General features: G+C 63.3%; 14 protein-coding genes. 9 read left to right on the forward strand and 5 right to left on the reverse strand.

Annotated features, from left to right (window positions below):
• Positions 1–52 precede the first annotated feature (52 nt).
• The 3 genes from BM059_RS09525 to rmuC all read left to right on the forward strand — a co-directional run bounded on the left by BM059_RS09525 (position 53) and on the right by rmuC (position 3,038).
• Complete coding sequence (locus BM059_RS09525) at positions 53–805, forward strand: RES family NAD+ phosphorylase (RefSeq protein ID WP_074938217.1); 753 nt, start codon at positions 53–55, stop codon at positions 803–805.
• A 439-nt stretch (positions 806–1,244) separates the two neighbouring features.
• The gene (locus BM059_RS09530) at positions 1,245–1,496 is read left to right on the forward strand and encodes an SEL1-like repeat protein (protein WP_037003154.1); all 252 of its coding nucleotides are present in this window, start codon (positions 1,245–1,247) and stop codon (positions 1,494–1,496) included.
• A gap of 66 nt (positions 1,497–1,562) precedes the next feature.
• Positions 1,563–3,038, forward strand: a complete 1,476-nt coding sequence (rmuC, locus tag BM059_RS09535) for a DNA recombination protein RmuC (RefSeq protein WP_074938219.1) — start codon at positions 1,563–1,565, stop codon at positions 3,036–3,038.
• Positions 3,039–3,135: 97 nt separating this feature from the next.
• Here the strand turns inward: rmuC and BM059_RS09540 are convergent, their stop codons facing one another.
• Both BM059_RS09540 and BM059_RS09545 read right to left on the reverse strand, forming a co-directional pair.
• A complete protein-coding gene (locus tag BM059_RS09540; RefSeq protein WP_074938221.1) occupies positions 3,136–4,026 on the reverse strand; it encodes a metal-dependent hydrolase in 891 nt (296 codons plus the stop codon).
• On the reverse strand, positions 4,023–4,955 hold the full coding sequence (locus tag BM059_RS09545) for an alpha/beta fold hydrolase (protein ID WP_074938223.1): 933 nt from the start codon (positions 4,953–4,955) through the stop codon (positions 4,023–4,025). The genes BM059_RS09540 and BM059_RS09545 overlap by 4 nt, the downstream gene beginning before the upstream one ends.
• 292 nt (positions 4,956–5,247) lie before the next feature.
• Here BM059_RS09545 and BM059_RS09550 point away from each other — a divergent pair, with 292 nt between their 5' ends.
• Positions 5,248–6,060, forward strand: a complete 813-nt coding sequence (locus BM059_RS09550; RefSeq protein WP_074938226.1) for a MerR family transcriptional regulator — start codon at positions 5,248–5,250, stop codon at positions 6,058–6,060.
• Between the two features lie 16 nt (positions 6,061–6,076).
• On the opposite strand, the gene BM059_RS09555 is transcribed toward BM059_RS09550, so the two are convergent.
• Positions 6,077–9,565: a hybrid sensor histidine kinase/response regulator gene (locus BM059_RS09555; RefSeq protein WP_074938228.1), complete on the reverse strand. Its 3,489-nt coding sequence runs from the start codon at positions 9,563–9,565 to the stop codon at positions 6,077–6,079.
• A gap of 205 nt (positions 9,566–9,770) precedes the next feature.
• Between BM059_RS09555 and BM059_RS09560 the strand changes: the two genes are divergently transcribed.
• Positions 9,771–10,340 (forward strand): GNAT family N-acetyltransferase, encoded by a 570-nt coding sequence (locus tag BM059_RS09560; protein WP_074938230.1) that lies wholly within the window; start codon positions 9,771–9,773, stop codon positions 10,338–10,340.
• A gap of 5 nt (positions 10,341–10,345) precedes the next feature.
• Positions 10,346–11,173 (forward strand): helix-turn-helix transcriptional regulator, encoded by an 828-nt coding sequence (locus BM059_RS09565; RefSeq protein ID WP_074938232.1) that lies wholly within the window; start codon positions 10,346–10,348, stop codon positions 11,171–11,173.
• A 128-nt stretch (positions 11,174–11,301) separates the two neighbouring features.
• Here BM059_RS09565 and BM059_RS09570 read toward each other — a convergent pair whose 3' ends face one another.
• The gene (locus BM059_RS09570) at positions 11,302–12,633 is read right to left on the reverse strand and encodes an imelysin family protein (RefSeq protein WP_074938234.1); all 1,332 of its coding nucleotides are present in this window, start codon (positions 12,631–12,633) and stop codon (positions 11,302–11,304) included.
• Between the two features lie 190 nt (positions 12,634–12,823).
• Between BM059_RS09570 and BM059_RS09575 the strand changes: the two genes are divergently transcribed.
• Both BM059_RS09575 and BM059_RS09580 read left to right on the forward strand, forming a co-directional pair.
• Positions 12,824–13,396 carry a LemA family protein gene (locus tag BM059_RS09575; RefSeq protein ID WP_003462549.1) on the forward strand — a complete coding sequence of 191 codons (573 nt, stop codon included), beginning with the start codon at positions 12,824–12,826 and terminating at the stop codon, positions 13,394–13,396.
• Positions 13,397–13,539: 143 nt separating this feature from the next.
• The gene (locus tag BM059_RS09580) at positions 13,540–14,445 is read left to right on the forward strand and encodes a GIDE domain-containing protein (protein WP_074938236.1); all 906 of its coding nucleotides are present in this window, start codon (positions 13,540–13,542) and stop codon (positions 14,443–14,445) included.
• 63 nt (positions 14,446–14,508) lie between these two features.
• Here BM059_RS09580 and BM059_RS09585 read toward each other — a convergent pair whose 3' ends face one another.
• Positions 14,509–16,563: a putative bifunctional diguanylate cyclase/phosphodiesterase gene (locus BM059_RS09585; RefSeq protein WP_037003169.1), complete on the reverse strand. Its 2,055-nt coding sequence runs from the start codon at positions 16,561–16,563 to the stop codon at positions 14,509–14,511.
• A 304-nt stretch (positions 16,564–16,867) separates the two neighbouring features.
• Between BM059_RS09585 and BM059_RS09590 the strand changes: the two genes are divergently transcribed.
• Positions 16,868–18,163, forward strand: coding sequence for an ammonium transporter (locus BM059_RS09590; RefSeq protein ID WP_074938238.1), 1,296 nt, complete (start codon positions 16,868–16,870; stop codon positions 18,161–18,163).

Genomic DNA, 18,163 nt, shown 5'->3' on the forward strand with positions numbered 1-18,163 from the left:
ACCGATTGTCGGCGCGGTTCGCGGCAGCGATATGAGGTAGGGAGGGATCGCCATGGACATCTGGCAACTATGTGAGGGCGAGCGACAGGTGCGACCGCTGCGCGGCAGGCTGCTGCGCATGGTGGAAAGTCAGGCGCAGGTCGCGACCCTGCAACTGGTGGATAACCTCGCCGAGCAAGCGCTGCTCGAAGAGTTGCTCGAGAGCAGCAAGCCGCCGCTGCCCGAAGCCGCCGAGCCGTTGCACTATCTGTTGAAGACACCGTTTCGTTATCCACCACTGCGCTGGGGCTCGCGTTTTGGCAGCGTGCATGAGCCCAGCCTGTTCTATGCCGCCCAGCGTCTGGAAACGGCGATGGCCGAGGCCGCCTACTATCGCTTCGTGCTGTGGAACGGCATGGCCACGCCGCCGCCCAGCGGGCGCATCCTCTCCGAGCATTCCACCTTCGAAGCGCGCTATCGCGTCGAGCGCGGTATTCAGTTGCAGCAGCCACCGTTTGATCAGCACGGCGCTCTGTTGGCTCACCCTAGCGACTACAGCGTGCCCCAGCGCCTCGGCTCAGCAATGCGTGCGGCCGGTATTCAGGCCTTCGAGTATCGCTCGGCGCGCTGCCCGGACGGCGGTAGCAATGTCGCGCTCTACGTGCCGGCCGCCTTCGCGGAAAAACGGCCGCGTAACCTGACGGCCTGGCTGTGCGAAACCACGGGCGACTACGTGGCGTTCAAACATGCGCAGACGCCGGATCAGCCTCGGCTGTTTCACTGGGAGCAGTTCCTGGTGCAGGGGCAGCTGCCACACCCCGCATGAATACTGCGCTGGCCGGCGAAATGCCCCGAAACAGAGCGCTGCGCGGATATGTCGCAGAGAGTTGTGCACAATGCTGAAGCAGTCTGTCATCTCACTGTCAGAATCGCCGCTAAACGTTTGATTTTCCGTGGTTCATTTTTAAGTCAATGAAAAATATGCATTTTTTCCATTGGTGAAAAAATCGTCAGTTTGACTGCGAGCCCCAAGCCATCGGCCCTGTGAGCGCTTTCGCCCAAGTTGTGCACGGAGTTATCCACAGCTTCTGTGGATTGTGAGGGAACTCTTTGGAGGCGCTGAAATCCTTCTGGCAGGCAAGGCTTTACCTTCAGGAAAAAAGGAGTAGAGTGGCGCGCCCCGGCAGTCACCCCCCTCTTTATTTATGCCTCGCGCTTTACCGGCTTCATCCTCCGCGGTTCGTTCCAGCTCTTCTCGTCTGCCCATGCGCGTCGCGCTTTGGCTGCTCGACAGCCCGCGTCTGGGGCAAACCTCCAGCGTCAAACGCATCGCTGGCAATCTGCTCAAGCAGCCTGCCCGTAAAGGTTGTGTGCAGGCGCAAAGCCGACTGGGCCAACTGCTCTGCCGCGACTGCGGCAATACCCGTGACCGCCGCATCGGTTATGAACTGCTGCGCCAGGCTGCGCGTGCAGGCGACCGTGGTGCCCAGCAAGAGCTGGAGCGCCTGTCGCGCTGATTGCGTGCTGGCCCCGTGTAAATCGCCGGCTGGGTATACTGCTCGGCGGTCAAACATGGAGCGTCTATGCCAATCGATCCTTTATCTCTCGCCATTGGCGCCGTCGTCGCGCTGGTTCCGCTATTGGCTGGCCTCTGGTCCTTGCAGCGCCGGCTGACTCGTGAGCAGGGCGAGCAGGCGCTGTTGCAGGAGCGTCTGGAGCATGCGCAGCTCAGTCAGGCCGGGTTGTTGGCGCAGCTCGATGCCTGTCGCGACGAGTTGGCCGAAGTCAGCGAGATCAAGGTGGAGCAGCAGACCGAGCTGGCCGGGCTGCGCCGTGAGAACGAATTGCTGCAGCAGGAGCGGCAGATCGCCCGCGAAGCCGCACAGTCGTGGAATCAGCAGCGCGATCGTAATGAAGCTGAACTGCGACGGCTCAGCGCCGAGTGTGCGGCGCTGGCCGCCGAGCTGCAGGAAAACCGCGACAACCAGCAGCAGCGCCTGGATGACCTGCAGGGCGCGCGCAACGAGCTGCGCGCGCAGTTCTCTGAGTTGGCAACGAAGATCTTCGATGAGCGCGAGCAGCGTTTCGCCGAGAACAGTCAGCAGCGCCTGGGCCAGTTGCTCGATCCGCTCAAGGAGCGGATCCAGGCCTTCGAGAAACGCGTCGACGAGAGTTATCAACAAGAGGCGCGCGAGCGCTTTTCCCTGAGCAAGGAGCTGGAGCGTCTGCAGCAGCTCAATCAGCGTTTGGGTGACGAGGCGACCAACCTGACTCGCGCCCTCAAGGGGCAGAAGACCCAGGGCAACTGGGGCGAGCTGGTGCTGGAGCGGGTGCTGGAGCATGCCGGCCTGGAGAAGGGCCGCGAGTACCAGACCCAGGTGAGCCTCAAGGGCGCCGGCGGTGAGCGTTTTCAACCGGATGTGCTGATTCGTCTGCCCGGTGACCGGCAGGTGATCGTTGATGCCAAGGTCAGCCTCAGTGCCTATCAGCAGTACGTCGCGGCGGTGGACGAGCCGATTCGCCAGCAGGCGCTCAAGCAGCACCTGCTGTCCCTGCGCAGTCACCTCAAGGGGCTCTCCGGCAAGGATTACCAGCGCCTGGAAGGGCTGCACAGTCTCGATTTCGTTCTGCTCTTCGTCCCCATCGAAGCAGCGTTCGCCGCGGCGCTACAGGCCGAGCCGGACCTGTTTCAGGAAGCGTTCGAGCAACAAGTGGTGATCGTCAGCCCGACCACCTTGCTGGCCACGCTACGGGTGATCGACAGCCTCTGGCGCCAGGAGCGGCAGGGCCAGAATGCCCGCGAGATCGCCGAGCGTGCGGGCCAGCTGTACGACAAGTTCGTCGCCTTCGTCGCCGATCTGGACGAGATGGGCAGCCGCTTGCAGCAACTGGACAAAGCCTATGCCAGTGCTCGCAACAAGCTGGTGGACGGTCGCGGCAACCTGGTCGGCCGTGTGGAAAACCTCAAGCTGCTGGGCGCCCGTGCCAGCAAGAGCCTGCCGAACGAGCTGCTGGAGCGGTCCGCCGATCTGCCGGCGCTGGATGAGCTGGGCGAGTGAGCGCTCACTGCCGGTGATTGTAGGACGTAGGGCGGGTGCAACCCGCCGGAGTGCCAATGGCGGGTTGCACCCGCCCTACATGTGGCGATCCACCGCTTCAGGCCGCGGCTTTTTCCGCCTCGGCGCGTAGCGCGGCCGGCGAGTTGGCCAGGTAATTCAGTGCCGCCTGTAGATCGCCCTCGATACGCGGGTGATAACGCGGATTGAAGTAACGCAGCACCGAGCGGCCGACACTGGCCGTGGTCGGCAGCAGGCCGCGCTCGCCCAGGTCGTGCCACATGCGCAGAAAGCCAGGGCGGTAACGTGTGCTCGGGTCCTGGCGCATCATCACCTTCATTGCATCGCTGAACAGATAGAGCAGCGCTGGCGTGGCGATCAGCATGAACAGCCAGCGCATCGCCAGGCTGCCGCCCAGGTGCACGTGCAGGTCATGGGCCACGCAGCGGTGTTCCACTTCCTCGGCCCCGTGCCAGCGCAGCAGGTCGAGCATCACCGGGTCGGCACGGTCGAGCCCACGACTGTTGACGACCCAGTCACCGAGCACGCAGGTGAAATGCTCCACGGCCGCGATCAGGCCGACCCGCTGGCGTAGCCACCAGGGTTGCAAGCGGCGTGTCAGGGCGTTCTCGCCCAGCGGGTAGTCGCACAGAACCTTGTCAAACAGCCAGTCGACCTTGCGCGTGAAGGGCTTGGGGTCGATGCCGTGGCGGATCAGGTAGGGCGTCAACGCACTGCCATGGGCGCGGGCATGTTGCGCCTCCTGCAGCACGAAACCGCGCACGTCCTCGCGCAGGCTGGGCTCGCTGACCAGTGGCAGGGCCTTGTTGTAGACCTTGCAAAACCAGAATTCGCCGGCCGGCAGCAGCAGGTGCAGGCCGTTCATGATGTGCGAGGCCTCCGGTTCGTTCGGCACCCAGTGCAGCGGGGTGTCGGCGAAATCGAAGCGCACCTTGCGCTGTTGCAGGGGCGGTTGATTGGCTTGGCTCATGTGCGGGCCTCTCGGGGGCGTACTTGCTCCAGTTTGTTCACATGCTCACGCAGCCAGCCGGCCAGGACACCGGGCTCGGCCAGCAACTGCCAGTGGCCGGCGCGGACTTCACGGCGGGTCAGTAGCGGTGCCCAGTGCTGCAGATCGTCGAACAGCTGCGGGCGCACGAAACGGTCGTTGAGCGGCACGATCAGTTGCACCGGCACGCGGGTGCTGCGCGAGCGAGGCCATAGCAGGCTGCGGATGAAGTTGGCGCGATACAGCTGCACGCCACGTATGCCGTCGGCGCGCTGCGTGCGGCTCGGCGGCAGGTTGGGTACGCCTTCGAGGCGGCGCAGCAGCCAGGGCCAGGCGCGATCCAACCCCAGCCGCCAGCCCAGTTCCGGCAGCAGCGGGGTGTGGAAGAAGGCGATGTACCAGGAGCTGAACAACTGCCGCAGGGCTTGCAGCAGCGCGGCAGGGCGGCGCAGGTTCAGGCGCTCGCGCATCCAGTGGCCAACATGGTCGAGGCAGGGGCCGGAGATGCTGGTGTAAGACGCCAGCAGTGGCTGGATGCGCGGTTCGGTCACCGCTTCCCAGCTCTGGATTGAGCCCCAGTCGTGGGCGATCAGGTGCACCGTTCGATCCGCACTGGTGGCCCGCAGCACCGCTTCCAGATCGCGCGCCAACTGCTCCAGGCGATAGTCGCGCAGGCGCTTCGGCACCTGGGAGGCGCCGCACCCGCGCACGTCGTAGGCGACAATGCGGTAGTCGTCGGCCAGCTCGCGAATTAGCGGCAGCCAGATCTCGTGATTGTCCGGATAACCGTGCACCAGCAGCAGGGTCGGTGCGTCGGCCTTGTCCCAGACGTAGGTGCACAGGCGCAGGCCGTCGCTGTGGACGTCTAACTGCTGTGGTGGCCGTTCATGGCGCTGCAGCGGCGCGTTCATCGGAAGAGACCGAGAGAATCGGCGAGCGGGAACATGGCAGGCTCCGGAAGATGACGATTACATTGTTTGATGTAATCGTCATTGTTGAGCGTGATGCTGCCTTTGCCTAGCCATGCGCACGTGCCTGGATATCAGCGTTACTTCGTTACCGCGACTGTCTGAGCCGCTCTGTGCAGGGGCTTTGCGGCGTTGCTGGGCGACCTGGTGCCGGGTTGTGTCCGAGCAAGTCCAGACCTTGGTTGGGGCGCGTGACGCGGTTGGCGGGGGCTCGGCGCGCGACTATGATCGGCGCATGACTGACGTTTCCCTGTTTTTCCAGCGCCTGCTTGGCAATGCCGCCCCTGTGGCGGCGGCGGTTGCCGCCGAATACACGGTCGACGAACTGGCCCAGGCGGCGCAAACCACCGTGCGCAACGTGCGCGCCTATCAGGACCGCGGGTTGCTGTCGCCGCCCGAACGGCGCGGGCGTGTCGGCGTCTACAACGGCGAGCACCTCGCACGCCTGCGTCTGGTCGGCCAACTGCTGGAGCGCGGCTACAGCATCGCCAGCATCCGCGAACTGTTCGACGCCTGGGCGCAAGGGCGCGATCTGGCCCATGTACTGGGGCTCGACCAGGCCATCCGTGGCCCCGGTGAGCCCGAGCAGCCGGGGCGCCTGGAGTTCGCCGAGTTGCAGGCGATCTTCGCTGACGATCTGGAGGAGGCGGTGATTGACCGTGCCATGGCCATGGGCTTGTTGCAGTTCGCCGGTGACCACCTCAGCGTGCCCAGCCCGCGCCTGTTCGCGGCGGGTGTCGAGTTGTACCGCGCCGGTATTCCACTGCCCGCATTGCTTGACGAGCTGGAATCGATTCGCCGGCACGTCGAGCAGGTGTCAACCGGTATCGTGCAGATGATCGTCGGTCATCTGGTCAACCCGCTGCTGCAGAGTTCGCTGCCTCGCGCGGATCAGCTGGAAGGGCTAAGTGCTCAGCTGCTGCAGCTGCGTCCGCTGGTCGAACAGGTGGTCGAAGCAGAGCTGGCGCGCGGTCTGCCGGTGGCCGCCAACCGCGAGCTGAGCGAACGGGTGCATCAGCTGCTGCAGGGGTTCCTGCAGCGCGGCTGATGTGCCCGCCAATGCCTTAGCCGCGCAGTACCAGGTGACGACTGAGCAGCGCGCGCAGGGCGGCTGGTTTGACCGGTTTGGGCAGGTAGTCGAGACCCGCGGCATGCACTTCGGCGACCAACTCCGGGCGACCGTCGGCGCTGATCACCACGCCGGGTACCGGCTCGCCCAGGCGCGTGCGCAGCCAAGCCATCAGTTCGGTACCGGTTTCGCCTTCGTCGAGGTGATAGTCGACCAACGCCAGCTGCGGACGCACGTCCTCACTGAGCAGGTGCTCACACTCCAGGCGATTGCGTGCTGTCCACACCTGGCAGCCCCAGCGCGACAGCAGGCTGTACATCCCAGTGAGGATGCTGTCCTCATTGTCGATGCAGATCACCTGGGTGCCTTGCAGCGGTTGGCCATCGACGGTCGGCACGCTAACGCCTTGTGGTTTCGGCGCGGGCCTTCTCGCCAGTGGCACGCTGACGCTGAACACGCTGCCCTTGCCCGGCCAGGAACGTACCTCCAGGCGGTGGGCGAGCACGCGACAGAGGCCGTCGGCAATTGCCAGCCCCAGCCCCAGCCCTTTTTCGGCGCGCGTCTGGTGGCTGTCGAGGCGCTTGAACTCCTCGAAGATCACCTTGCGTTTGTCCTCGGGGATACCCATGCCGCGATCCCAGACTTCCAGGCGCAGTTGATTGCCTTCACGCCGCACACCGAGCACCACGCGGCCCTTGGCATAGCGGAAAGCATTGGTCAGGAAGTTCTGCAGCACCCGGCGCAGCAGCTTGATGTCGCTGTCGATCCATTGCCGACTGCCGCGTACGCGCAGGTCGATGCCCTGTTCGGCTGCCAGCACGCCGAACTCGGCGGCGAGGGTGTCGAACAGGTTGGCCAGGGCGAAGGGGTGGCGATCCGGGGTGATCCGGCCGTTCTCCAGGCGCGAGATATCCAGCAGGTCGGTAATCAGGTCCTCGGCCGAACGTAACGAGCTGTCCAGGTGCCGAACCAGCTCCTGAGCTTCGCAGGGCAGGGCGTCGTCCTGATGGGACAGCGCGGCCGAGAACAGCCGAGCCGCATTGAGCGGTTGCATCAGGTCATGACTGACCGCAGCGAGGAAGCGCGTTTTCGACTGGTTGGCAGCCTCGGCATGGGCCTTGGCTTCGGTCAGCGCCTGGTTCAGTTTCGACAGTTCGTGGGTGCGTTCGGCAACCCGCCGTTCGAGGCTTTCGTTGGCATCCTTGAGTGCACGCTCGGCTTCGCGGAACTCGGTGATATCGGTGAAGCTCATGACGAAACCGCCGCCCGGCATGGGGTTGCCGATCAACTCGATCACCCGGCCATTGGGGAATACCCGCTCATAGCTGTGCGCAGTACCCTGGCGCATCCAGTACAGTCGCTTGGCCACGTTCGCTTCTAGGTCGCCGCCACCGAGCATGCCGCGCTCGGCATTGAAGCGGATGATCTCGGCAATCGGTCGACCGACGTAAATCAAGCCTTCGGGGTACTCGAACAATTCCAGGTAACGGTGGTTCCAGGCCACCAGGCGCAGGTTCTGATCGACCACGCTGATGCCCTGGGTGATGTTCTCGATCGCGCCTTGCAGCAGGGCGCGGTTGAACTGCAGCACCTCACTGGCTTCGTCGACGATGCGCACCACATCCTCGACCTGCATCTCGCGGCCTTCGATGGCGGCCTTGACCACTGCACGGGTCGAGGAGGCGCCCAGGACACCGGCGAGCAGGCGCTCGGTGTGGGCAATCCACTCGCTATTGGCTGGTTGGTTGGGATCGAAGTCCTTGCCTTTGCCCTGGCGCAGGGCGAAGCGGGTGAAGCTCTGCCGCGCACGTTCTTCGCCGACGAAGCGGCTGGACAGCATCAGCAGATCGGCCACCTGCACTGCCAGCAGGCTGCGGTTGCTGGGTTTGGTGCCCAGGTCATGGCCGATGAAGCGACCGGCTTGCCAGTGCTCTGACACGCGTGTGCGCGAGAACCAGGAAACCCAGGCGAACAGCAGCATATTGCCAGCCAGCGACAGCACCACACCGCGTGTCAGCGGGTCGACCTGCAGGCCGATGGGGGCGTAGAGCAGAGCGGTGAGGCCGGGAAAGCTGTCCAGCGACCAACCCATACCGCGTGCGGCCAGCGGTAGAACCAGGGTGTAGAACCAGAGCATGGCGCCGAAGATCAGGCCAGCGAACACGCCGCGGCGGTTGGCCTGCTTCCACACTAGTGCACCGAACATGGCCGGCGCCAACTGGCCGATGGCCGCGAACGAGACCTGGCCGATGGTCGCCAGGCTGGTGCCCTCGCCGAGCAGGCGATAGCAGACGTAGGCCAGCAGCAGGATCAGCACGATGCTGACCCGGCGTGCGGTAAGCATCCAGTGACGGAAGGCTTCGAATGGCCGTTCGGTGCTTTGCCGGCGCAGCAGCCAGGGCAGCAGCATGTCATTGGATATCATGGTCGACAGCGCCACCGAGGCGACGATGACCATGCCCGTGGCGGCCGACGCGCCGCCGATGAAGGCCAGCACGGCCAGGCCTGGATGGGCTTCGGCCAAGGGCAGGCTGATGACGAAGGAGTCCGGTGTCACGCCGGCCGGCAACAGCATTTGTCCGGCGAGGGCGATGGGTACGACGAACAGCACGGCCAGCACCAGATAGGCCGGGAATACCCAGCGCGCCAGGCGCAGGTCCTTGGGCTCGATGTTTTCCACCACGGTGACATGGAACTGCCGCGGCAGGCAGACAATGGCGATCATCGCCATGCCAGTCTGCACCAGCATCGCCGGCCAGTTCACCGCCTCGTTCCAGAAGTCGTCCAGCTCGGCGGTGTTGTGCGCCTGCTCCAGCAGGTCGTTGAAACCGTTGTACAGGCCGAAGGTGACGAACGCGCCCACGGCAAGGAAGGCCAGCAGCTTGACCAGCGATTCGAAGGCAATGGCCAGCACCATGCCGCGGTGGTGCTCGGTGACGTCGAGGTTGCGCGTACCGAACAAGATGGTGAACAGCGCCAGTGCCAGCGACACGATCAGCGCCGTGTCCTGTGCGCTGGTGCCGGTGTCCTGGGCGTGCACGCCGATCAACAGATTGACCCCAAGGACGATGCCCTTGAGCTGCAGGGCAATGTAGGGCAGCACACCGACCAGGCAGATCAGCGCCACGACGATCGCCAGTGACTGCGACTTGCCGTAGCGCGCGGCGATGAAGTCGGCGATGGAGGTGATGTTCTCCTGCTTGCTGATCATCACCATCTTCTGCAGCACCCAGGGCATGGTCAGCATCAGGATGATCGGGCCGAGGTAGATCGGGATGAACGACCACAGCTGTTCGGCGGCCTGGCCGACGGCGCCGAAGAAGGTCCAGCTGGTGCAATAGACCGCCAGCGACAGCGAGTACACCCAGGCGCGGATTTTCGGCGGCATGGGCGCGCTGCGGCGGTCGCCATAGAAGGCGATGGCGAAAAGAATGGCCATGTAGATCAAGGCGACCGCGGCGATCAACCCAGGGGACAGCGACATGCAGACTCCGAAACGCACAGTGGAACGAGTTGAGCCTGGCCGCCGAGGCGAGGCAGATGCTGATCAGTGTTGCACAAAGCCAGACGCTGTCGGCTGCGACCAAGGTCGCAGGGCCCACCACAGGCTTTGCGACGGGACTCGATTGTGCCGGAGCCCAGGGGCTGATAGCGTGGTGCGTTTGCGACTCTGTCCGAGGAAGGACTCCATGTTCAAGCCGCAGCTGGTGACTTTGCAACGTGGCGCGTTGCGCCTGGAACCGCTTTCTGACGCGGATATCCCCGCCCTGGTGGCGCTGGCCGAGGCCAATCGTGAGGAGCTGCTGTACATGAGCGGCACCCAGCGACTGGATTGGTACCGCAGCGCCCTGGCCGATCTGCGCGAGCAGCGGGCCTTGCCGTTCGTCATTCGTCTGGGTGACGAACTGGTGGGCACCACGCGCTTTGCCGATTTCATGAACAACCTGCCAGCCTGCGAAATCGGCTGGACCTGGCTCGACCGCAATCAACACGGCAGCGGACTGAACACCACCATCAAGTACCTGATGCTCAGGCATGCGTTCGATAACTGGGGCGTGGTGCGTGTACAGCTCAAAACCGCTGCCAGTAACCTGCGCTCGCAACGCGCCATCGAGAAGCTCGGTGCCGTCCGTGAAGGTTTGCTGCGCAACCATCGCCGCCTGGCTGATGGTCGTCTCGATGACACCGTGCTGTACAGCATCACCGACCTGGAGTGGCCAGCGTTGCGTGAGGCGATGGAGGCTGGCTTCAACGCCTGAACCTTATGCACAGCCGCGAGCAGACCCGCTTCTGGAAAGCTTCCGCATTGAGCGGCGTCGAATTGTTGCAGGCGCGCTACCTCGAGCAGCGCTTCGCGCCGCACGTGCATGAAGGGTTCGTCTTCACCGTGATCGAACATGGTGCCCAGCGCTTTCGCCACCGTGGCAGCGATCACTTGGCGCCGCAGGGCAGCATGGTGCTGATCAACCCGGACGAAGTGCACACCGGCTCCAAGGCGCACGAAGACGGTTGGCGCTATCGCGGTTTCTACCCCGACAATGCCCAGGTATTGGGGGCACTGCAGGAGCTGGGGTTGGCCAAGACCGGCATGCCGTCATTTTCCTTCAGCGTGCTGCATGATCCGCGTTTGCACGCCGCCTTTCTGCACCTGCACCAGTTGCTCGAACACGGCGCCGAGGCGTTGCAGCAGCAACTGGCCTGGCGTGAGGCGATCCTGCTGCTGTTCCAGCACCATGCGCAGCTTGCCGAACCGCCCGCGCCTGGGCGCGAGCCCTGGGCCGTGGCCTGCGCCAAGCAGATGCTGGCCGAACGCCTGGTCGAGCCGCCTTCGCTGGAGGAGCTGGCGGCAGCGGTCAATCTTTCACCTTTTCACTTCGCGCGGGTATTTCGTCGTGCGACGGGGCTGCCACCGCATGCCTGGCTCAAGCAGCGACGCCTGGAACAGGCGCGGGCCTTGCTCAAGAGTGGCTGCACGGCGGTCAGCGTGGCCATGCAGCTGGGCTTCGCCGACCAGAGCCACCTGTCGCGACAGTTCAAGCAGGTTTATGGCGTCAGTCCCGGTGAGTATCGCAGCGGCGTAGCGCGGATGTAGGGTGCGCCATGCGCACCGGGGAACCGACGGCTGCTGGTGCGCACGGCGCACCCTACCGAACGGCACCAGCCGCCATAAAAAAGCCGGCGCTCCTTGCGGGGCGCCGGCTTTTCAACCTGCTAGGACGATCAGAATTCGTGATCGGCGGTGTCAGGGTTCAGGTCGCTGATGCCCAGCTTGCCGGCAGCCTGCTCGATGGCGCCAGTCTGCTTGACCAGTGCGGCGATGGCATCGCGCACCAGTTGCTGACCTTCGGCGTTGTCGGCAGCGATCAACTGGTCGAAGTGCACGTTGTTCTTCTCGGCGCTGTCGACCAGGGCCTGCAGCTTGGCTTCGGTTTCCTGCAGGTCGGTCTTGAGCGTGGCATCGGCCTGGGCGTCGGCCTTGGCCACCAGCTCGGACAGGCTCGGGCCGGTCAGGGTGCTGCCATCGACCTTCTTGTACTCGCCCAGGTAGACGTTGCGAATGCCCTTGCCGTTGTAGAAATGCGAGTTGTGGGTGTTGTCGCTGAAACAGTCATGCTCGTCTTCGGTGGAGTTGGCTTCCAGCGCGACCTTCATGCGCTCGCCGGCCAGTTCGCCGAGCGACAGGCTGCCCATGCCGAACAGCATCTTGCGCAGGCCGTTCTCGGCCGAATCGGCGACCAGTTCGCTGCGGTAGTTGCCTTCAACGCCGTCTTTCCACTGCTCGACCATGTCGTTCAGGTCGCTGACCAGCAGGTCGGTAGCTGCCTTGAGGAAGGCACGGCGACGCTCGTTGTGACCACCGGTGGCGCCTTCGCCCACCACGTAATCGGTGTAGGGACGCTCGCCAGCGCCAGGGTTGGTGCCGTTGAGGTCTTGGCCCCAGAGCAGGAATTCGATGGCGTGGTAGCCGGTGGCAACGTTGGCCTCGGAGCCGCCCAGCTCATTCAGGCTGGCCAGCAGCTCGCCGGTGATTTCGCTGACGTCGAGCTTGTCTTCACCGACCTGGATCTCGGTGTTGGCGATGATGTTGGCCTGCGCGCCTGGGTTGCCCAGTGCATGCTGGTAGTCATCGGCGACGTAGTCGATCAGGCCTTCGTCCAGCGGCCAGGCGTTGAGCTGGCCTTCCCACTCGTCGACCACCGGGTTACCGAAACGGAACACTTCGCTCTGCATGTAAGGAACGCGTGCGGCCAGCCAGGCTTCGCGTGCGGCTTTCAGGGTCGCTTCGCTGGGATCGGCAAGCAGTGCATCAATGGCAGTCTGCAGGGCCTTGCCGGTACTCGCGGCGTCGCTGAACACGGCCAGGGCCAGGTCGGCGTAATGGTTGACCACGGCTTTCGCTGCCGCCTCGTCGACCTTGGCTGCAGCAGGTGCTGCGCTCTCGGTGGCGGCAGGTGCAGCTGCCTGGGTCGCGGGGGCTTTGTCTTCGCCACAGCCAGCGAGGGCAATGGCAATGGCCAACAGGCTGGCGGAGGCCAGGGGCATACGAATCATGGCGGTGTCCTTTGCGTGTACGAAATGTGGACGGTACTCAGCAGTACCTGAAAAACTGCAACATAATGCAAATGTTTCGCATTATGTGTAAAGGCCATTATTCGTCGCTGTGCGGGATATCGCTGCCGAGGCGTTGCGCTGCCGCTAGAATGCCAGCACCTGAATCGCAGTTCTGCATGGAGAAAACTGCATGAGCCTGACCGCCGTGATCGTCATCGTTGTCCTCGTTCTGCTCGGCGCCTATGCGGTGTCGTTGTACAACGGTCTGGTGCGCCTCAAACATGGCGTGAGCAAGGCCTGGTCGAACATCGATGTGCTGCTCAAGCAGCGGCATGACGAATTGCCCAAGCTGGTGGAAACCTGCAAGCAGTACATGCAGTACGAGGGCTCGACCCTGGAGCGGGTGATCGCCGCCCGTAGCGCCGTTGCCAGCGCTCGCGAGCAGCACGACGTCGGCGCCCTGGGCAAGGCCGAGAGTGGTCTGCGCGCAGGCCTCGGCCAGCTTTTCGCCCTGGCCGAGAATTACCCCGAGTTGAAGGCCAACGACAGCTTCCAGCACCTGCAGCAGCGTATCAGCGGCCTGGAAAATGGCATCGCCGACCGCCGCGAGCTGTACAACGAGGCGGTCAACCTCAATAACGTGCGCATCGAGCAGTTTCCCGACGTACTCATCGCGCGCATGTTCAACTTCCAGGCTGCCGAACTGCTGGTGTTCAGCGAGGCGGAAAAAGCCGATGTGGACATGAAATCACTGTTCAACTGAGAACCTGTTAATGATCTGCTGCGCGTCGGCGCTACTGCGTTAAAAGCACGCTCGGATGCTCATTTACAGCACGTAAACTCCGCTTCCTCGCGTGCTTTTGCCTTGTATCGCTCTAGCTCGCGAGATCATGAACAGGTTCTTAGATGTTGCAGGTCGACCCTTTCGGCTTTTTTTTCACCCTGACCTTCACCATGGGCGCCTGTCTGGGCGGCGCCTGGTGGTGCCTGCGGCGCTGGTCGCAGGCGCGCCATCTGCTCGATACGCCAACCTCGAAGATCCGTTCGGCGGCGCAGGGCTACGTCGAACTCTATGGCGTGCTTGAGGCGTTGCCGGACATGCAACTGCGTGGGCCACTGACCGGTAAACCCTGCCTGTGGTGGCGCTTTCGTATCGAGGAGTATCGCTCCAGCGGCAAGAAGCGCAGTTGGCGGATCATCGAGAGTGGCGCCAGCGATGCCTGGTTGCGCTTGGTCGATGGTACCGGCGAATGCCTGATCGATCCTCGTGGTGCCGAGATTCGTGCGGCGGTACACGAAGTCTGGGAGGGCAATCTGCGCCACCCGCTGGGCCCGGCAAAGACCGGGCTGTTCGGTTTTCTCACCAGCGGCCAGCGTTATCGCTACAGCGAGGAGCGTTTGCATGTCGGCCAGCCGTTGTATGCCATCGGTGATTTTCGCACCCGTGGCGCTGCGCAGCAGGGATTCGACAGTCATAACGCTCAAGGCGAAGTCATCCGCGAGTGGAAGGGCGACTACGTCGGTCTTCTGCGACGCTTCGACAGTGACGGCAACGGCGAACTCGACGAGCAGGAATGGAACCGCGTGCGGCTGGCGGCGCAACTGGAGGCTGAGGACCGGCACCGGCAAAAGGCATCCGAGCCGGCTCGGCATCACATGGCCAAGCCCAGCGAACGGCAGCCGTTCATTCTCTCCAACAGCGGAGAGGACGAACTGGCGCGCAACTTTTATTGGCAGGCCGCCGGTGGCGCTGTGCTATGCCTGGCTGGTGCGTTGGCCACGGCCTGGTTGTTTGGTGTGCAGAACTGGTAAGCCGAATGTGCAGAGCTCAAACGAAAACGCCGCGATCAATCGCGGCGTTTTCGTTGGTGGGGGTCAGAGCGTTGCCGCTGAACTCAGGCGGCGTGCCTGCTTGAGGAACAGGGTCAGCTCGCGTGCTGGCAGCGGTTTGCTGTACAGGTAGCCCTGACCCTCATGACAGCCCTGGGCGATGATGTAGGCTTCCTGCTCGGCGGTTTCCACGCCTTCTGCGATGACCTGCATGCCCAGGCTCTTGCCCAGCTGGATGATGGCGCGAACGATGGTGGCGTCGTCTTCGTCCTCGAGCAGATCCTGGACGAAGCTCTTGTCGATCTTGATCTTGTCCAGCGGCAGGCTCTTGAGGTAGCTCAGCGACGAATAGCCGGTCCCGAAGTCGTCGATGGCGATCAGTGCGCCTGAGCGGCGTAGGCTGAGCAGGTGCTGGGCCGCGGTGCTGATGTCTTCCATCAGGCCCGTCTCGGTGACTTCCAGTTCGAGGCTCTTCGGCGGCAGGCGGTAGACTTGCATCAGGTTGTTGACCACGCGCGGCAGCTCGGCGTGGTGCAGCTGCACGGTGGACAGGTTGATGGCCATGCGCAGATCACTGAAACCCTGATCGTGCCATTCGCGCAGCTGGCGACAGGTCTGGTCGAGAATCCATTCGCCGATGGGAATGATGGTGCCGTTCTGTTCGGCCAACGGAATGAACAGGTCCGGCGGTACGAAGCCATGTTGCGGATGCTGCCAGCGCAGCAGCGCTTCGACGCCGACCACGCGATGGTCGCGGTAGTCCACTTGCGGTTGGTAGACCAGGTGCAACTGGTTCTGCGCCAGGGCGTCACGCAGGTCCTTCTCCAACTCACGGCGGCGGCGCATCTCGCTGTCGACGCTGGCAATGTAGAACTGGTAGCGGTTGCGCGAGCGGCTCTTGGCCAGGGTCATGGTCTGTTCGGCTTTCTGCAGCAGCTTCTCGGTGCTGTCGCCGTCTTCCGGGAACAGGGTGATGCCGATAGTGGCGCGCAGGCGTACTTCGTGCTGATCGAGCTGGAAGGGCAGCTCCAGGTCGTCGAGTACGCTTTGCGCCAGCTCGGCGGCTTCGTAAGGCTGCTCGATATCGGCCTGCACCAGGGCGAACTGGTCGCCACCGAGACGGGCCAGCGCGCCGAGGCGACCGCTGTGGCTGCGCAGACGGTCGGACAGCGCCAGCAGCAACTGGTCGCCGCTCTGGTAACTGAACTGCTCGTTGATGCCCTTGAAGTCATCCAGGCCGACGCACAGTACGGCGACGCGGCGCTGCAGTCGGCCGGCGTCTTCGAGAATCTGGTCGAGCTGCTGCTGCAGTTGCTGGCGGTTGGGCAAGCCGGTCAGGAAGTCGTACTGGGCCATGCGCAGCAGGCTGTTCTCGGCTTCGCGGCGCAGGTGAGTGTTGCGTTCGATGGAGGAGAGCAACTGGTTGGCGGTGTTGATCCACAGTCCCAGTTCATTCTTCTCGTTGCCCTTGAGCATGGGCAGCTTGTGCTCGCTGGGCCGGTCGGGGTTGATGTGGGTGAGGTGCTCGATGATCTTCGATAGTGGCTTGGTCAGCAGCCAGTGGTAGACCAGATAGAGCACCAGGCCCATGGCCATGGCGCGCAGCACGCCGGAGATGAAGATGATCACCGAGTTGGTGACGAAACTTTCGCCGTAGGGCGCTGTGTCCAGGGTGATGTTGAGGTCGCCGTAATACTCGCTGTAGGGGCCACGGCCAACCAGTTTGGTGGAGAACTGCTGCTCCTGGCCGAGGATCGGGTCGGTCAGCCAGCGCGTGGGAATCTGCGCCAACTCGCGCGTGCGCTCGGCCAGCATAGGCTCGTTGGGGTGGCCGATGGCCGCATAGCGCACCGATTCGTGCTGGAACAGACCCTCGATGACCTGCATGCCCATTTCCCGATCCAGGCTGTACACCGCCTGAGTCGAGGGATCACGGAACATGCCGAGGATACGTTGCGCGTCGTTGGATACCGCCTGGCGCGTCTTGTAGGCATCGAAGACGATCTGAGCGCAGCTCAATACCACCCCGACCACCAGCGCTGAAAGCAGCACCACGCGGAGCAACTTGAGTGACAAGCTGTTTTTCAATTCCAGCTTCAAAGGCAATTCCTTATGTCGATGCTTACAGCGTCAGTCAGACGAGAGTATTGGCAATCTAGACCTGGCCGTCAAAGGGCCATCATGCCTGGTGGCACTTTTTATCCCACAAGGAACGCTCCTGGTGCGATTCGACGTCTCTGGGTCGACTCCTTGCTCTGTGTCGGTGCGATTGTTACGGACTTGAGCACCCTTGGTCGTATTGATCACCTGTTGCTGTTACGCCCTGTGTCGCGGCGCTTGTCGCCTGTTTCGAGGCTGGCACAAGAGTTGCGAAGACCGGGCATCGACCAGGAGGGGATCCGTGATGAAAACACTCATGCTGTTGCTCGTCGCTATCAGCTTTGCCCCACAGGCCCACGCCGCCAGTGAAGAGGCCGTCAATACGGCCTGGCTGGTAATGGCCAGCGTACTGGTGTTCTTCATGCAAGCGGGGTTCGCCTTGTTGGAGAGCGGCATGGCGCGGGCCAAGAACGCCGTCAACGTGATGATGAAGAATTACATGGACTTCTGTGTGGGCGGCATCGTGTTCTGGCTGGTCGGCTTTGGCCTGATGTTCGGCGCCAACCTCACCGGCTGGTTCGGTATGAGTCATTTTGCACCGAACACTGGCGAGCCCTGGGATTACACCTTTCTACTGTTTCAGATGATGTTCGCCGCCACTGCTGCGACCATCGCCAGCGGGGCCATGGCCGAGCGTACGCGCTACGGCGCCTACCTGGTTGGTGCTGTGCTGATCAGCGGTGTGATCTACCCGATATTCGGCAGTTGGGTGTGGGGCGGTCTGTATGGCGGGCAGGGCTGGCTGGCCAAGCTCGGCTTCATCGATTTCGCGGGATCGACCGTGGTGCATAGCGTCGGTGCCTGGTGTGCGTTGGCAGGGATTCTGGTGCTCGGTCCGCGCCTCGGTCGCTTTGCCGCTGATGGCAAGGCGCGTTTGATCCCCGGGCACAATCTCGGCCTGGTGGCATTGGGTGGTTTCATCCTCTGGGTGGGCTGGTTCGGCTTCAATGCCGGCAGCAACCTGGAAGTCAGCAGCAGCCTTGGGTTGATCGCCCTGAATACGCATCTGGCTGCGGTTGCTGGAGCGCTCGGCGCTCTACTGGCGCAGCGCAGCACGGCAAGCCCGGTGCTGTTGACCACTACGGTGAATGGCTCGATTGGCGGTCTGGTCGGCATCACCGCCGGTTGCGCCAGCATGGCGCCGGGTTTCGCTTTGTTCAGCGGGCTTATCGCCGGTTTCGTCGTGGTGTATGGCATGCGCTTGCTCGATCGCCTGCAGCTCGATGACGTCGTCGGTGCGATTCCGGTCCATGGCTTCGCCGGCATCTGGGGTACCTTGGCGGCCGGGCTGTTCTACCAGGGCGACCTGTTCAACTGGGAGCGTGTTGCCGTGCAGGCGTTGGGTGCTGCGGCCGCTTTTCTCTGGGCCTTCCCGGTCGCCCTGGTGTTCTACTTCCTGTTGGCCAAGACCATGGGGCTGCGGGTTTCGACCCAGCATGAGCAGCGCGGGTTGGATTTTGCCGAGCATGCCGAGGTTGGTTATCCGGAGTTCAACCTGACGCAGACCTTCGACAGCGAGCAATGGTCGAGGAGGGGCTGA

Source organism: Ectopseudomonas composti, from assembly GCF_900115475.1.
Taxonomy (GTDB): Bacteria; Pseudomonadota; Gammaproteobacteria; order Pseudomonadales; family Pseudomonadaceae; genus Aquipseudomonas; species Aquipseudomonas composti.

Bases quoted from the DNA above. Each gene is read 5' to 3' on its own strand.
- BM059_RS09560 (WP_074938230.1), top strand. From the start codon at position 9,771: ATGTTCAAGCCGCAGCTGGTGACTTTGCAACGTGGCGCGTTGCGCCTG.
- BM059_RS09550 (WP_074938226.1), top strand. From the start codon at position 5,248: ATGACTGACGTTTCCCTGTTTTTCCAGCGCCTGCTTGGCAATGCCGCC.
- BM059_RS09525 (WP_074938217.1), top strand. From the start codon at position 53: ATGGACATCTGGCAACTATGTGAGGGCGAGCGACAGGTGCGACCGCTG.
- BM059_RS09570 (WP_074938234.1), bottom strand. From the start codon at position 12,633: ATGATTCGTATGCCCCTGGCCTCCGCCAGCCTGTTGGCCATTGCCATT.
- BM059_RS09575 (WP_003462549.1), top strand. From the start codon at position 12,824: ATGAGCCTGACCGCCGTGATCGTCATCGTTGTCCTCGTTCTGCTCGGC.
- BM059_RS09565 (WP_074938232.1), top strand. From the start codon at position 10,346: ATGCACAGCCGCGAGCAGACCCGCTTCTGGAAAGCTTCCGCATTGAGC.
- BM059_RS09580 (WP_074938236.1), top strand. From the start codon at position 13,540: ATGTTGCAGGTCGACCCTTTCGGCTTTTTTTTCACCCTGACCTTCACC.
- BM059_RS09590 (WP_074938238.1), top strand. From the start codon at position 16,868: ATGAAAACACTCATGCTGTTGCTCGTCGCTATCAGCTTTGCCCCACAG.
- BM059_RS09545 (WP_074938223.1), bottom strand. From the start codon at position 4,955: ATGAACGCGCCGCTGCAGCGCCATGAACGGCCACCACAGCAGTTAGAC.
- rmuC (WP_074938219.1), top strand. From the start codon at position 1,563: ATGCCAATCGATCCTTTATCTCTCGCCATTGGCGCCGTCGTCGCGCTG.
- BM059_RS09530 (WP_037003154.1), top strand. From the start codon at position 1,245: ATGCGCGTCGCGCTTTGGCTGCTCGACAGCCCGCGTCTGGGGCAAACC.
- BM059_RS09555 (WP_074938228.1), bottom strand. From the start codon at position 9,565: ATGTCGCTGTCCCCTGGGTTGATCGCCGCGGTCGCCTTGATCTACATG.
- BM059_RS09540 (WP_074938221.1), bottom strand. From the start codon at position 4,026: ATGAGCCAAGCCAATCAACCGCCCCTGCAACAGCGCAAGGTGCGCTTC.